14 protein-coding genes are annotated in these 14,880 nt (G+C 54.0%); 12 read left to right on the top strand and 2 right to left on the bottom strand.

Annotation, left to right across the window (positions count from 1 at the left end):
* The first annotated feature begins 28 nt into the window (after positions 1-28).
* Positions 29-790, top strand: a complete 762-nt coding sequence (mlaA, locus tag ACX9GT_RS17020; RefSeq protein ID WP_473187879.1) for a phospholipid-binding lipoprotein MlaA — start codon at positions 29-31, stop codon at positions 788-790.
* Between the two features lie 100 nt (positions 791-890).
* Here mlaA and fadL read toward each other — a convergent pair whose 3' ends face one another.
* Positions 891-2,168, bottom strand: coding sequence for a long-chain fatty acid transporter FadL (fadL, locus tag ACX9GT_RS17015; RefSeq protein WP_473187878.1), 1,278 nt, complete (start codon positions 2,166-2,168; stop codon positions 891-893).
* 403 nt (positions 2,169-2,571) lie between these two features.
* Between fadL and ACX9GT_RS17010 the strand changes: the two genes are divergently transcribed.
* The 5 genes from ACX9GT_RS17010 (at position 2,572) to sixA (ending at position 8,765) form a co-directional block, all read left to right on the top strand.
* Positions 2,572-2,868 (top strand): YfcZ/YiiS family protein, encoded by a 297-nt coding sequence (locus ACX9GT_RS17010; protein ID WP_473187877.1) that lies wholly within the window; start codon positions 2,572-2,574, stop codon positions 2,866-2,868.
* 147 nt (positions 2,869-3,015) lie between these two features.
* Complete coding sequence (locus ACX9GT_RS17005; RefSeq protein ID WP_473187570.1) at positions 3,016-4,158, top strand: IS4 family transposase; 1,143 nt, start codon at positions 3,016-3,018, stop codon at positions 4,156-4,158.
* Between the two features lie 230 nt (positions 4,159-4,388).
* A complete protein-coding gene (fadI, locus tag ACX9GT_RS17000) occupies positions 4,389-5,699 on the top strand; it encodes an acetyl-CoA C-acyltransferase FadI (RefSeq protein WP_473187876.1) in 1,311 nt (436 codons plus the stop codon).
* Positions 5,699-7,855 carry a fatty acid oxidation complex subunit alpha FadJ gene (gene fadJ / locus ACX9GT_RS16995; protein ID WP_473187875.1) on the top strand — a complete coding sequence of 719 codons (2,157 nt, stop codon included), beginning with the start codon at positions 5,699-5,701 and terminating at the stop codon, positions 7,853-7,855. The genes fadI and fadJ overlap by 1 nt, the downstream gene beginning before the upstream one ends.
* 424 nt (positions 7,856-8,279) lie before the next feature.
* Entirely contained in the window at positions 8,280-8,765 is a 486-nt protein-coding gene (sixA, locus tag ACX9GT_RS16990; protein ID WP_473187874.1) for a phosphohistidine phosphatase SixA, read from the top strand.
* Positions 8,766-8,823: 58 nt separating this feature from the next.
* Here sixA and smrB read toward each other — a convergent pair whose 3' ends face one another.
* Positions 8,824-9,354, bottom strand: coding sequence for an endonuclease SmrB (smrB, locus tag ACX9GT_RS16985; protein ID WP_473187873.1), 531 nt, complete (start codon positions 9,352-9,354; stop codon positions 8,824-8,826).
* A 240-nt stretch (positions 9,355-9,594) separates the two neighbouring features.
* On the opposite strand from smrB, the gene prmB reads away from it, so the two are divergent.
* The 6 genes from prmB (at position 9,595) to ACX9GT_RS16955 (ending at position 14,876) form a co-directional block, all read left to right on the top strand.
* Positions 9,595-10,527, top strand: coding sequence for a 50S ribosomal protein L3 N(5)-glutamine methyltransferase (gene prmB / locus ACX9GT_RS16980; protein ID WP_473191619.1), 933 nt, complete (start codon positions 9,595-9,597; stop codon positions 10,525-10,527).
* Positions 10,528-10,558: 31 nt separating this feature from the next.
* Entirely contained in the window at positions 10,559-11,644 is a 1,086-nt protein-coding gene (gene aroC / locus ACX9GT_RS16975; RefSeq protein ID WP_473187872.1) for a chorismate synthase, read from the top strand.
* A gap of 5 nt (positions 11,645-11,649) precedes the next feature.
* Entirely contained in the window at positions 11,650-12,477 is an 828-nt protein-coding gene (mepA, locus tag ACX9GT_RS16970; RefSeq protein WP_473187871.1) for a penicillin-insensitive murein endopeptidase, read from the top strand.
* A gap of 37 nt (positions 12,478-12,514) precedes the next feature.
* Positions 12,515-13,252 carry a PDDEXK nuclease domain-containing protein gene (locus ACX9GT_RS16965; protein WP_473187870.1) on the top strand — a complete coding sequence of 246 codons (738 nt, stop codon included), beginning with the start codon at positions 12,515-12,517 and terminating at the stop codon, positions 13,250-13,252.
* 201 nt (positions 13,253-13,453) lie between these two features.
* Positions 13,454-14,254, top strand: coding sequence for a sulfite exporter TauE/SafE family protein (locus tag ACX9GT_RS16960; RefSeq protein ID WP_473187869.1), 801 nt, complete (start codon positions 13,454-13,456; stop codon positions 14,252-14,254).
* Positions 14,255-14,330: 76 nt separating this feature from the next.
* The gene (locus ACX9GT_RS16955) at positions 14,331-14,876 is read left to right on the top strand and encodes an elongation factor P hydroxylase (RefSeq protein WP_473187868.1); all 546 of its coding nucleotides are present in this window, start codon (positions 14,331-14,333) and stop codon (positions 14,874-14,876) included.
* Positions 14,877-14,880: the final 4 nt, after the last annotated feature.

Here is a 14,880-nt window from a genome sequence, read left to right as displayed (position 1 = left end):
AAACTGAATGGGTTTCATGGAGAAGCATATGAACTTTCGCCTGACTGGGCTGGCTTTCGCAACGGTACTCTTGGTGGGCTGTGCCAGTACACCTGGCAACAATCCGCAAGGGCGTTCTGATCCCCTTGAAGGGTTCAACCGGGCGATGTTTAACTTTAACTACAACGTGATGGATCCTTATGTAGTTCGCCCAGTAGCGGTGGTATGGCGTGATTATGTGCCGATGCCTGCACGTAATGGCTTAAGCAACTTTACTTCCAACCTGGAAGAACCCGCCAGCATGGTGAACGAATTCCTGCGTGGGAACCCGTATCAGGGCATGATCCACTTTAACCGCTTCTTCCTGAATACCCTTCTGGGGATGGGCGGGTTGATCGATGTGGCTGGCATGGCGAACCCGAAACTGGCGCGTGTAGATGCTCGTCGTTTTGGTGGTACGCTGGGTAACTACGGCGTGGGCTACGGCCCATACGTTCACCTGCCGGTTTATGGTAGTTTTACCATTCGTGAAGATGGTGGTGACTGGGCAGATAGCGTTTATCCGGTGTTAAGCTATCTGACCTTCTGGATGTCGGCAGGTAAATGGGCGGTGGAAGGGGTGGAAACCCGTGCGCGGTTGCTGGATTCCGATGGCCTGCTGCGAAACTCTTCCGATCCTTACGTGCTGACGCGCGAAGCCTACTTCCAGCGTCATGATTTCAAGGCCAGCGGTGGCGCACTCAAGCCACAAGAAAACCCGAATGCCAAGGCAATTCAGGGTGATTTGGACGAGATCGACTCATCGAAATAAGCCCTTTTTTATTACTGAAACCCGCTTAATTGCGGGTTTTTTTATAAAAATGACATATAAAAAGCGCCGTTGCAGGCGCTTTTGGGTATGGCTGAATCGATTAGAAACTGTAGTTGAAGTTGGCGCCAGACAACCAGGCGGTACCTTCAGAATCGAAGGTATATGGGCCTTCGTGAATGGTCACTTTCTGGCCGTGCATATAGGCGAGACCAACATCAACAGAGGCATCTTTGTTGAAGGCGTAGGTGGTACCCAAGCTGAACCAGGTACGGTTCTGATCCGGAATTGAGATAGAACGGTTGGCAGCAGGAACCGGGCTTTGGTCGAAGGCGACACCGGTACGGAAGGTCCAGTTATCGTCATAGAAATAAGTGGTACCCAGCGCCATGCGGTAGGCATCGCGGAAGCCTTCATGCTTATAGAACAATGTTTGCCCATTGCTACCGGTAGCTTTCAATTCTTGGAACTGGCTCCAGGTGTTGTAAGCCATGCTGTAGTGGATAGCCCACTGCGGTGCCACTTTGTTATAACCTGAAACCTCCCACATTTCTGGCAGATTCAGATCCAGCGAACCAGGAATGGTGCTGCCATTGGTACCCCATGGCAAACCAGTGACCGATTGAGCTGGGTTGAAGGCTGAAGGCAGGTCACTCGAGTAATCGCCATCGAAGCTAATCTTCACTTTTGAACGATAGGTGAAGCCATAGCGGTTATTCTCATCGATTTCATACAGGAGACCGGCATTCCAGCCATAACCCCAACGGTTGCCTTCCAGCTTGGAAATCTGCGTAGTCGCAGGAATTCCCTTACTGAGCAAACTCTCACCAGCACGGCGCTCAAGTTTTGCATCGGCGTTAACCGCGTTAAAACCTAACCCGAAGCTGAAGTTCTGATTCAGACGGTAAGCCGTACTGAGGTTCAGGTTGATGGTGGTGAGATCGGTTTTACCCCCGTAAGGGCCTGCGGTGTAGCTGTCACTGAATTCTGTCGCCAAACCGTAGTTACTGATCACAGAACCACTTACGGCCCATTGTTCGTTCAGTGGTTGAATATAGTGCAGGTTCGGCACCCAGGCGGTTGGCGCGATATTTTTCGCATCCAGGCTGGCACCGCTAGGTGATCTGCCGCTGATATCAACGTTTGGGTTAATGAAGACTGCGCCAGCAGAGAGAGTTGGGCGGTCAAACATCATCATAGTTGCTGGGTTACGGCTTGCAGAGGCTGCTGAATCCGCCATTGCGCCTTCGCCAGAATAAGCACGCCCTAAACCGACTGATGAGAACTCATTCAGTTGGAATCCTGCGGCATATACGTTTGAAGAGATAATCGCCACTGCAACTGCAAGAGCTGATTTAGTGAACAGGTTTTTCTGGCTCATGACCAAAACCTCATTTTATATTTTTATTTAAACTATGTTACACAGGGTAACAATGAAAAATAATTGTAGAGGTCTGTTCGCAATTAGACAAATCAGACCAGTGACTGAATTATAGGTCCGACCTGTTGTGTTGTTGCAAGTTTGTTTGGCATTTATTTCGAAAATGATATCAAAAAAGAGATCTGCATTACAAAAAAAGCGAAAGAGTAATGAAACTTTTACTATTTCTTAGCAGACAGCGATTTCTATTCTGTGTTTTTCAGCCCTTGAAGCACTTACAAAAAGTAAGGCTAGTGATTGGACTGCCCGAGGCGTAAAATAACCACAGTATTTTATTTACTTGCGCCAGATCATCAATGGCTTTTGGGGCGAGTTTGATGCAGCCCGTGAGGAGATTTTAAACATGTCAGATGCAATTAATAAATGCAGTACGCAGGAAACCGCAGCCTGTTGCTGTATGGATGTCGGCACCATTATGGATAATACCGATTGCACCGCTTCCTACAGCCAGGTATTTGCCAGTCAGCAGGATGCAGAGCAAACTCTAGCAGCCTTGACCGAAAAGGCGCGCGGCGTTGAATCGGATCCTTGTGATATCAGCAGCAGCATTAAACCGGTTAACGGCGGCGTGCAATTGGATATTGATTTTACTTTTGCCTGCCAGGCAGAAACTCTGATCTTCCAACTCGGCCTGCGTTAATTGCCTTGCAAACCTGCGCAACATTTCTTGCGCAGGTTGTTTTATTCCCTTCTGCCCTTAGCTATCCCCTCATATGAGTGAGGCATGGTACGGCTTCTGAGGTATGATCTCCGTTATTGACCCGCTAATAACGAGCAGACAATCTCCATGCTTAACCACGAAATAATCCTTAACCACATTGATGACATATTCGGGCAGGACATGCATGCCAAGCGTGTATTGTCGCTCGCCAATGCAACCCACGGGGTGATTGAGTCGGGCTCATTGGCCATCCATGCAATTGGCAATGGGCTCTCTTTGGCAAGCGGCCTTGAGCGAAAGCACGCCGTCAAGCAGGTTGATAGACTGCTCACCAACACTAAACTAAACGTCTGGAGCCTGTTTGATGACTGGGTTCCCTATGTGGTGGCTGAACGTACTGACATCGTCGTCTCCATGGATTGGACTGAGTTTGATACTGATGACCACAGCACCCTGGTTATCAGCTTGCAAACCAACCATGGACGCAACACGCCGCTCCTGTGGAAAACCCACCAGAAATCCTTGCTCAAAGGGCAACGCAACGCTCATGAAAAGGCGCTGTTAACCAAGCTCAGGAAGACCTTGCCGCAAGGGGTTTTTGTCACCGTCGTGGCGGACCGTGGCTTCGGTTATATGGCGTTGTTTGAACGTCTTGAACAAGAGTTGGGTTTTGCCTATATCATTCGTTTTAAAAGCAATATTCTCGTTGGCTACCCAGGTATGGCTCAGGTGCCGGCGACTGAATGGCTTACCCCGACCGGGCGAACTCGCACGCTCAAAGAGGTGGAGCTTACCGGGCAACGACAGCGGGTCGAGCGGGTCTATTGCTGTCACAAGAGCGGTATGAAAGAGCCGTGGTTTCTGGCGAGTAATCGCGTCGATTTGAGCGCTGCCAAGGCCTTGAGTCTGTATGGTCAGCGCTGGGGTATCGAGAGCAGTTTTCGGGACATCAAGGACTACAGATTTGGCATGGGAATGGGTCAGGTTCGTGTCAAAAATCCGGCACGACGCGACCGATTATTTCTGTTCAGTGCGCTGGCGATAGTCCTGTTGACGCTGCTGGGCAAGGCGGGTGACAGCGTGGGTCTGGAACGAACGATCAAGGTCAATACCAGCAAAAGCCGAACGTATTCATTTTTCCGACAGGGTGTCATCTACTATCAGTTGCTGCCTAAAATGAAAGAAGCCTACGCGACGTTGTTGATGGAGAAGTTTACTTATTACCTGAGGCAGCATCGGTTATATACCCGCACACTTGGAATTATTTGAGTCTCTAAAAATGAGGGGATCATTGCAGCATCGGTTATATACCCGCACACTTGGAATTATTTGAGTCTCTAAAAATGAGGGGATCATTAAGCCTTCTGCCGGAAAGTTGCTCCCGCTCCCAGTTTTTACTTCTGTTAGTTTGCCAAATATAAACATTCGGTTAACAATGACTCCATCAGGTCAGACCTCTTTTTGCCCGTTGTGTTGACGGCCTATCTTCAGGAGCGTTTATGAGTAAGGCACTGCCGTTGGTTACCCGCAATGGCGATCGTATCGCCATCGTTAATGGATTACGTACCCCTTTCGCCAAACAGGCGACCGCTTATCACGGTATTCCGGCGGTCGATCTCGGCAAAACGGCGGTGAGTGAGCTACTGGCCCGCACGGGGATTGATCCGGCATTGATCGAACAACTGGTGTTTGGCCAAGTGGTGCAAATGCCAGAAGCGCCCAACATTGCGCGGGAGATCGTGCTCGGCACTGGCATGAGCGTGCATACCGATGCCTATAGCGTTTCGCGCGCCTGTGCCACCAGCTTCCAGGCGATCGCCAACGTGGCGGAAAGCATCATGGCTGGCAGCATCAGCGTCGGCATTGCCGGTGGGGCTGATTCCTCTTCGGTGCTGCCGATCGGTGTCAGCAAGGCGCTGGCACGCACGCTGGTGGACGTCAACAAGGCACGTACCCTGTCGCAACGCCTGAAGCTGTTCAGCAAGCTCAAATTTCGCGATTTGATGCCGGTGCCACCGGCAGTCGCCGAGTATTCTACCGGCTTGCGCATGGGCGATACCGCCGAGCAAATGGCAAAAACCCACGGCATTACCCGCGAACAGCAGGATGCGCTGGCGCATCGCTCGCACCAACTGGCTGCCAAAGCCTGGGAGCAGGGGTTGTTGCATGATGAAGTGATGACGGCCTACGTTCCCCCCTATAAAACGCCGCTTGCTGAAGACAACAACGTCCGCAAAGATTCCAGCCTGGAATCCTATGCCCGGTTGAAACCGGCGTTTGATCGTAAACATGGCAGCGTAACCGCAGCCAACAGTACCCCGCTGACTGACGGAGCCGCAGCCGTGTTGCTGATGAGCGAATCCCGCGCCAAAGAACTCGGGCTGGAGCCGCTGGGCTACTTGCGCAGCTTTGCCTTTGCCGCCATCGACGTTTGGGAAGATATGCTGCTCGGCCCCTCTTATGCCACACCGCTGGCGTTGGATCGGGCCGGTATTACCCTGGCGGATCTCACATTGATTGATATGCACGAAGCCTTTGCCGCACAAACCTTGGCTAACCTGAAAATGTTTGCCAGTGCTGAGTTTGCCCGGCAGAAACTGGGGCGTGACCAGGCGATTGGCGAAGTGGATATGGACAAATTCAACGTGCTGGGGGGTTCGATTGCCTACGGCCATCCGTTTGCGGCTACCGGAGCACGCATGATTACCCAGATGCTGCATGAGCTCAAACGGCGTGGCGGCGGCCTGGGGCTGGCAACGGCCTGCGCGGCGGGTGGATTGGGTGCGGCGATGATTGTGGAGGTGGAGTGATGAGCTTCGAGAATGCACTGCATGAACAGCGCGCCAAAGCGTCGGCATTTCATCTGATCTTGCGCCCAGACAATATCGGCGTGATCACCATTGATGTGCCGGGGGAAAAGGTGAATACGCTGAAGGCAGAGTTTGTTCAGCAGGTCAATGAAGTGCTGCTCAAAGCTCAGCAGTTTCCGGCGCTGGAAGGGCTGGTGATCCTGTCTGGCAAACCGGACTCCTTTATTGCCGGTGCCGATATCACCATGATTGCCGCCTGCAAGAGTGCCAAAGAGGCCGAAGCGCTGGCCAAAAAAGGGCAGAGCACCTTGGCACAGATTGCCGCGTTCCCGGTGCCGGTTATCGCCGCCATTCACGGGGCTTGTTTGGGCGGCGGGCTGGAGTTGGCATTGGCCTGCCATGGCCGCGTGTGTTCGCTGGATGACAAAACGGCGCTCGGCCTGCCGGAAGTGCAACTGGGCCTGTTACCGGGCTCGGGTGGCACACAGCGTTTGCCACGCCTGATCGGTGCGCGTCATGCGTTAGATATGATCCTGACCGGTAAGCAGATTCGCGCACGACAGGCGTTGCGCCTGGGGCTGGTGGATGATGCGGTGCCTCAGTCGATTTTGTTGCAGGCCGCCATTGAACGCGTGAAACAAGGCTGGAAATCCCGCCGTGAACTGCCGTGGCAGGAGCGCCTGCTTAACGGCCCGCTGGGCAAGAACCTGCTGTTTAGCATCGTGCGTAAAAAAACGCTGGAGAAAACCCACGGTAATTATCCGGCGGCAGAACGCATTATTCAGGTGGTCCGTACCGGTTTGGATCAGGGCAGCGCCAGCGGTTATGAAGCGGAAGCCCGCGCGTTCGGTGAATTGGCGATGACGCCACAATCAGCCGCGTTACGCAGCCTGTTCTTTGCTTCGACAGCCTTGAAGAAAGAGCGCGGGGGTGATGCACAGCCGCATCAGCTACAGCGCGTTGGCGTGCTCGGCGGTGGCCTGATGGGCGGCGGCATTGCCTGCGTGACGGCCACGCGCGGCGGTTTGCCGGTGCGCATCAAAGATGTAAACGAGCAGGGAATCAACCATGCGTTGAAATACACCTGGGATCTGCTGGGGAAACGGGTACGCAGCAAGCGTATGCGCCCGGCAGAGCGGCAAAAGCAGATGATGCTGATCTCCGGTTCAACCGATTACCGCGGTTTTGAACGCGTCGATATCGTGGTTGAGGCGGTGTTTGAAGATATCACCCTCAAGCAGCAGATGGTGGCAGACATTGAGCAGCATGCGGCTCCGCATACCGTTTTCGCCTCTAATACCTCATCGCTGCCCATCAGCCAGATTGCTGCCAAGGCGGCCAGACCGCAACAGGTTATCGGCCTGCACTACTTCAGCCCGGTAGATAAAATGCCGCTGGTGGAAGTGATCCCGCATGCCACCACCAGTGAAGAAACTATTGCCACTACCGTGGCGTTGGCGCAAAAACAGGGTAAAACGGCGATTGTGGTGGCCGATCGCGCCGGTTTTTACGTCAACCGTATTCTGGCTCCTTATATTAATGAAGCGGCGCGCTGCCTGCTGCAAGGTGAGCCGATCGAATCACTGGATAAAGCGCTGGTGGACTTCGGCTTCCCGGTCGGGCCGATCATGCTGTTGGACGAAGTGGGGATCGACGTCGGCACCAAGATTACCCCGATCCTGACCGCCGAACTGGGGCCGCGTTTTGCCGCACCGGCAGCGTTTGAGGCGGTGCTGAAAGATGGCCGTAAAGGGCGTAAGAATGGCCGCGGTTTTTATCTGTATCCGGCTGAGGGAAGCAAACGCCAGGCACGCAAACGTGAAGATGGCAGCATTTATACGCTATTGGGGATCACCGCCAAAGCCCATATTCAACATGCGGTGATCGCCCAGCGCTGTGTGATGCTGATGCTGAACGAGGCGGCACGTTGCCTGGAGGAGGGGGTGATCCGCAGTGCGCGTGATGGCGATATCGGTGCGGTATTTGGTATCGGTTTCCCACCGTTCCTCGGTGGCCCTTTCCGTTACATGGATCAGCTTGGTGCGGAGAAGGTGGTAAAAACTCTGCGATCTCTTCAACAACAGTATGGTGAACACTTTGCACCATGCGAACGCTTGCAGCGTATGGCTGAGCAGGGCGAACGCTTTTATCCGTAGGGATCAGGTAAGCATTGCGGCCCGGCTTGCGCTACAGTTTGATCAGGGCCGCACTGTGATCGTTATCACTCCTTGCAACACCTGCAATCCCGGATGCTGTACAGGGAGATAGGGGAGAGGTAACGTAGCGTACCGATGGCGGATCACTCAGCACCATCGGGGAACCCATCATAGTCAGGTTAAAATTCAACCTGTTGAATTAATGGCTATGTGGGTAATGAATTTACGTTAGAGCACTGTTGGTGCAATAAACAGCGTTTTCTTTACGTGAACTTTCAGGCAAAATGCCCGGCCGCCATAGAGAGACGGCGCATTATCGTTTTAAAGCTCTTTGCTTTGGGCTTGTGCTCTTGAGTGCAACTCGGCGATACAGCACGCTCGGCGTTTCTGTATGGTGTTATTTTGTCAACAACAGCGGTGCAATATGCAAGTTTTGATTATGCGTCACGGAGAGGCGGCACTTGATGCAGCCAGTGATTCAGTAAGGCCTCTTACTGCGTGCGGCCGTGATGAGTCGCGTCAGATGGCGGCCTGGTTGAACACCAAGTCGGTGGATATTGAACGCGTGCTGGTCAGCCCTTATCTGCGCGCTGAACAGACGCTGGAAGTGGTACGCGAAGCGTTAACGCTGCCGGAAGGCGCAGAAATCTTGCCTGAGCTGACGCCGGGCGGTGATGCCGGGTTGGTAAGCTGCTATTTGCAGGTACTGGCGAAAGAAGGGGTCGGCGCGGTGCTGGTGGTTTCTCACCTGCCGTTGGTCGGTTATTTAGTGGCCGAGCTGTGCCCAGGCGAATGTCCGCCCATGTTTGCCACCTCGGCCATTGCCAATGTCGAGCTGGCTGCGGATGGCAGCAGCGGCACCTTTGAATGGCAGGTTGGCCCGTCGCAGGCGATGTCGAAGGTCTGCTAAACGCGTTGGCATAATAGAAGGGCGATGTACATCATCGCCCTTTGTCATTTCTGTGTGATTACTCTTCCAGTTCGATCAACAGCAGCACCGCCGCATTGCCCCCCCATTCTTTGGGGGCTTGATGAAACGCTAGCACGTCCGGGTGCTGTGCCAGCCATAACGGGGTCTGCTGCTTGAGGACATGCTTGCCGTGGCCGTGCATCACGCAGGCACAATGAACGTGCTCACGTTTGCAGGCGGCGATCATGGCACCTAACTCCTGCTTGGCCTGCAACTGCGTCAGGCCGTGCAGATCGAGAAACAGATCCGGCACGTAATCCCCACGGCGCAGCTTTTTCAATTCGTAGTGATCATAGCCAGGGCGTACATAACGCGTTGGGCCGTCATCATCCAACTGTGGCTGAAATTCGTCAGAAAAATAAAAGCTGTCGTCGACCTGCTCTTGCAACAAGCGCTGCGGGGCGATTTGCCGGGTTTTCATTTTCGGCTTGGGGTGGACGATGGTGTCCTGCCGCAGCCTTCTTGCTCCGGCTACCGACTCCCTGAAGAGCTGTAATTCATCTCTGCTCAATGGGTGTTTATTCTTCATTATTCTCTCACCGGATATCATTTCTGGTTATTGTCCTACACGGCCTTTGGTGCGGTAGAAATACGTAGTCTATTTGTAGGAGCGCACCTAGTTTACCCTGTCGAAGGGTTCTGTCGACGCAAAACTGGGGCCGAATGCCAACGAGAAGGGCTTAACACCACTATTGCTGCTGATTTGTCGCAGGCTTCATGGCAAACTGTGGCGCTAAATCACGAATTACCGCGCCTGCTGGAGGGCAAATTGGACAAAATTTTCGTCGAAGAAGCAGTGAATGAACTGCACACCATTCAGGATATGCTGCGCTGGGCCGTAAGCCGGTTCAATGCCGCCAATATCTACTATGGTCACGGAACCGATAATCCGTGGGACGAAGCGGTGCAATTGGTTCTGCCCAGCCTGTTCCTGCCGCTGGATATCCCTGAAGATATGCGTACCGCACGTCTGACGTCCAGCGAGCGTCAGCGCATCGTTGAGCGGGTGATCCGCCGGGTTAACGAGCGTATTCCGGTGGCTTATCTCACCAACAAAGCCTGGTTCTGCGGTATGGAGTTCTATGTTGACGAGCGCGTGCTGGTGCCGCGTTCGCCGATTGGCGAGTTGATCGACAATCGCTTCAACGCGCTGATCCCGCATCCGCCGCGCTATATTCTGGACATGTGTACCGGCAGCGGCTGTATTGCCATCGCCTGTGGTTATGCTTTCCCAGAAGCGGAAGTGGACGCGGTGGATATCTCTGCGGACGTGCTGGCCGTGACCGAGCGCAACATTCAGGCGCACGGCGTTGAGCATCAGGTGATCCCGATCCGTTCCGATCTGTTCCGCGACGTTCCGGCGATCAAGTACGATCTGATCGTCACCAATCCGCCGTATGTTGATGCCGAAGACATGTCCGATCTGCCGCAGGAGTTCCGCTTTGAGCCGGAGCTAGGCTTGGCGGCGGGCAGCGACGGCCTGAAGCTGGTGCGCCGCATCCTGGCCTGTGCGCCAGACTTCCTGAGCGACGATGGCGTGCTGATTTGCGAAGTGGGTAACAGCATGGTGCATCTGATGGAGCAATATCCAGATATCCCGTTCACCTGGCTGGAGTTTGACAACGGCGGTGACGGCGTGTTTATGCTCACCAAACAGCAACTGATTGACTGCAAAGATCACTTCAGTCTCTATCGCAGCTGATTAATCCAACAAATAATAGTAAGGAGCCGTGATGGCAGGGAACAGTATTGGGCAGTTTTTCCGCGTCACTACATTTGGTGAATCTCACGGTGTGGCGCTGGGATGTATCGTTGACGGCGTACCACCGGGCATTCCGTTGACCGAGGCCGATTTGCAGCACGATCTGGATCGTCGTCGTCCAGGCACTTCACGCTATACCACGCAACGCCGCGAACCGGATCAGGTGAGGATCCTCTCTGGCGTATTTGAGGGCGTCACCACCGGCACCAGCATTGGCCTGATAATTGAAAACACCGATCAGCGCTCGCAGGATTACGGTGCGATCAAAGATGTGTTCCGCCCAGGGCATGCCGATTACACCTACGAGCAGAAATATGGCGTGCGCGACTACCGCGGCGGTGGCCGTTCCTCGGCGCGCGAAACCGCGATGCGCGTGGCTGCCGGAGCGATTGCCAAAAAGTATCTGGCACAAAAATTTGGCGTCCAAGTGCGTGGCTATCTGGCGCAGATTGGTGACGTGAGCTGTGAGCTGAAAGATTGGGATCAGGTAGAACAGAACCCGTTCTTCTGCCCAGACCCTGGCAAACTGGAAGCGTTGGACGAACTGATGCGCGCGCTGAAAAAAGAGGGCGACTCGATCGGGGCCAAAGTCACGGTGGTAGCGGAAAATGTGCCGGTGGGCCTCGGTGAACCGGTGTTTGATCGCCTGGATGCCGATCTGGCGCATGCGCTGATGAGCATCAACGCGGTAAAAGGCGTGGAAATCGGTGACGGTTTTGCCGTGGTGACCAAGCGCGGTAGCGAAAACCGCGATGAAATCACCCCAGAAGGTTTCCAGAGCAACCATGCGGGCGGCATTCTCGGCGGGATCAGCAGCGGCCAGCCAGTGGTGGCGCATCTGGCGCTGAAACCGACCTCCAGCATTATGGTGCCGGGCCGCACCATTAACCGCCAGGGTGAAGCGGTAGAAATGGTGACCCGTGGCCGCCACGATCCGTGCGTCGGTATCCGTGCGGTGCCGATCGCCGAAGCGATGATGGCGATTGTGCTGATGGATCACCTGCTGCGCCAGCGGGCGCAAAACGGTGATGTGATTTCTAACGTTCCTCGCTGGTAATTTTGATGAATAAATGGATGTTAGGCATCGTTGCCCTAATGGCTTCTGGGGCGGCCATGGCGCTCACGCCGTGGCAGAAAATTGATCACCCGGTGGCGGGCAGCCCGCAGGCGATTGGCGGTTTCTCCAATGGCTGTATTGTAGGGGCACAGCCGCTGCCGTTGAATTCCCCGAGCTATCAGGTGATGCGCACCGATCAGCGGCGCTATTTTGGTCACCCGGATCTGCTGGCGTTTATTCAACGCCTGAGTGACCAGGCTCATCAGAAAGCGCTGGGTACGGTGCTGATTGGTGATATGGGGATGCCAGCCGGTGGGCGCTTCAGCAGCGGCCATGCCAGCCACCAGTCGGGGCTGGATGTGGATATCTGGCTGCAACTGCCGCGCCAGCGCTGGAGTGCGCAGCAACTGCTCAAGCCGCAGCCGATCGATCTGGTGTCTGCCGACGGCAAACGCGTCGTCGATAGCCAGTGGCAGCCGCAGATTGAATCGTTGATCAAGATGGCGGCGCAGGATAGCGAAGTGACGCGCATCTTCGTTAACCCGGCGATTAAACTGCGCCTGTGCCAGGATGCGGGTGCGGATCGCAACTGGTTACACAAGGTGCGTCCGTGGTTTGCCCATCGTGCGCACATGCATGTTCGGTTACGCTGCCCGGCGGGCAGTCTGGAATGTGAAGATCAGGCTCCACCACCGGCCGGTGATGGCTGTGGCGAAGAGTTGATGAGCTGGTTCAAGCCTCAGCAACCGAATGCCAACCCGGTGAAGATTGAGCCACCGCCGCTGCCACCTTCCTGCCAGGTGTTGCTGGATAACCATTTCGCCAGCCGTTGATCTGCGAGATGATGAAGTTGCTGCAAGAGGTGCGTTCATGAGTAAAAAAGAGGCAGTGGTAAGCACCACTGCCGACTTTTCCGAAGTAGTACAATTAATAGATGCTGCTCGCAAGCATGCCTATCAGGCGGCCAATACCACCTTGATAGAATTGTATTGGCAAGTGGGCGCTTATATTAGTCACAAGGTTAAAGCGGCAGAATGGGGGGATGGTGTCATTAGCCAACTAGCGCAGCATCTGGCGTTGACGCAACCCAATCTAAAAGGCTTCACTCGCTCCAATCTGTTCCGCATGCGACAGTTTTACGATATATATCAAAATAATACAATTGTCGCGCCACTGGTGCGACAATTGCCATGGACACATAATCTGATCATCTTAGGGCGCAGCAAGCACCCCGAAGAGCGTGAGTTTTATTTACAAATGGCACTCAAAGAGCGATGGACTAAACGCGAACTAGAGCGTCAGTTCAACACCACCTTATTCGAGCGTATGGTGCTCAATCCCGTAAAACGCTCAACGGTGCTGAGTGAAACGCAGCCAGAAGCCTTGGATCGCGATCACAAAAAGCCGCACGAAAACCCTGCCATTGGCGTGTTGCTGTGTGCCAATAAAGACGATGAAGTGGTGGAATATGCTCTTAGCCGTACTTTGTCACCTGCATTGATTGCACAATACCAGAGCACCTTGCCAGATAAGCAATTGTTGCAAGCAAAGTTACATGAATTTTATCTATTAAATATGGCTGAGGGGGCGGGTGATGGGGCGATATAAAGCGTATGGGAAATACCGTGGTGATGAGCCAGTATCGCCTGTCGTCGTAGCACACTGAATTTTTTTAACCCGGAACTTGCCAAAGGGTTCGCCCGCGTGGTGTTTGATATGCTCAAAGGAGCCTGAAGCAGTTGACCGATTGTCTCGATATAATCGGCCGGTTGAGTAGGGTATTGTTTCACTTTTTCAAGCAGGCAATCTATGGAAGGGCTGGTATTCGGTCCCGAATTACTCGGGATCTTGTTTTTTGTGGCAATGTTTGCCGGGTTTATTGATTCCATTGCCGGTGGCGGTGGGCTCCTGACCGTACCGGCCTTGCTGGCTGTGGGCCTGCCGCCAGCGCAGGCGCTGGCCACCAATAAACTGCAATCGGTTGGCGGATCCTTTTCCGCCAGCCTGTATTTTATCCGCCGTCGGGCGGTTGACCTTAACGATCAGAAGCTGACAATTTTCCTGACGCTGATCGGCTCGGTCATCGGTGCGATTCTGGTGCAGCATATGCGCGCCGACTTGCTGCGCCAGATGTTGCCCATTTTGGTGATCGGGATCGGTCTCTATTTCCTGTTAACCCCACGGATAGGGGAAAGCGATCGTCAACGCCGCTTGGGGGCGCTGCCATTCGGGCTGGTCGCTGGGGGTTGCGTAGGATTTTACGATGGCTTCTTTGGCCCAGGGGCGGGCTCATTTTATGCGCTGGCTTACGTCACGCTGTGCGGCTTTAACCTCGCCAAGGCAACCGCTCATGCCAAAGTGCTGAACTTTACCTCCAATCTGGGCAGCCTGGTGCTGTTTATTATCGGCGGTAAAGTGGTGTGGAGTATCGGTTTGGTGATGCTAGTCGGCCAGGTGCTTGGCGCGCGTATGGGGGCACATATGGTGCTGACCAAGGGCCAGAAGCTGATCCGGCCGATGATCGTGGTAGTTTCGCTGATCATGAGCTGCAAGCTGCTGTACGATAATCACGGTGCAGAAATCCAGCAGTGGCTGGCGTTGCATTTTTAACCGGCCAAAAGGGCGGCACGCGGCAAGATATCAGGTATAATTGCCGCCTTAATTTTGTGGTTATTTGAGTTTTTTTATGCCAGACACCCATCAATATTCACAACTGATTGAAGTTTTTAACCAGTGCTTCAGCGATGATTACAATACTCGCCTGGTCAAAGGCGATGATGAGCCGATCTATCTGCCAGCCGATGAAGAACTGCCGTACAACCGCATCGTTTTTGCCCACGGGTACTATGCCAGCGGGATGCATGAAATCTCCCACTGGTGTATTGCCGGGGCTGAGCGCCGCAAACTGGTGGATTTTGGCTACTGGTATTGCCCAGACGGGCGCGATGCCAAGACGCAGAGCGAATTCGAAGTGGTCGAGATCAATCCACAGGCGCTGGAGTGGATGTTCTGTGTCGCTGCCGGTTTCCCGTTCAACGTCAGTTGCGACAATCTCAACGGAGATTGCGAACCGGATCGCATCACATTCCAGCGCAAAGTGCGTACCCGCGTACTGGAACTGCTGGAGCAGGGAATACCCATACGTCCTGCGCGCTTTATTCAGGCGCTACAATCGTTTTACAATACGCCTCCGCTGGCGGCTGAGCATTTCCCTTACCCGGAAGATCTGTGAGGTA

The sequence above is a fragment of the Serratia sp. YWN4 genome, from assembly GCF_055790845.1.
The sequence above is the reverse complement of the archived record's forward strand: the minus strand, read 5'-3'. Positions and strand labels throughout refer to the sequence as shown.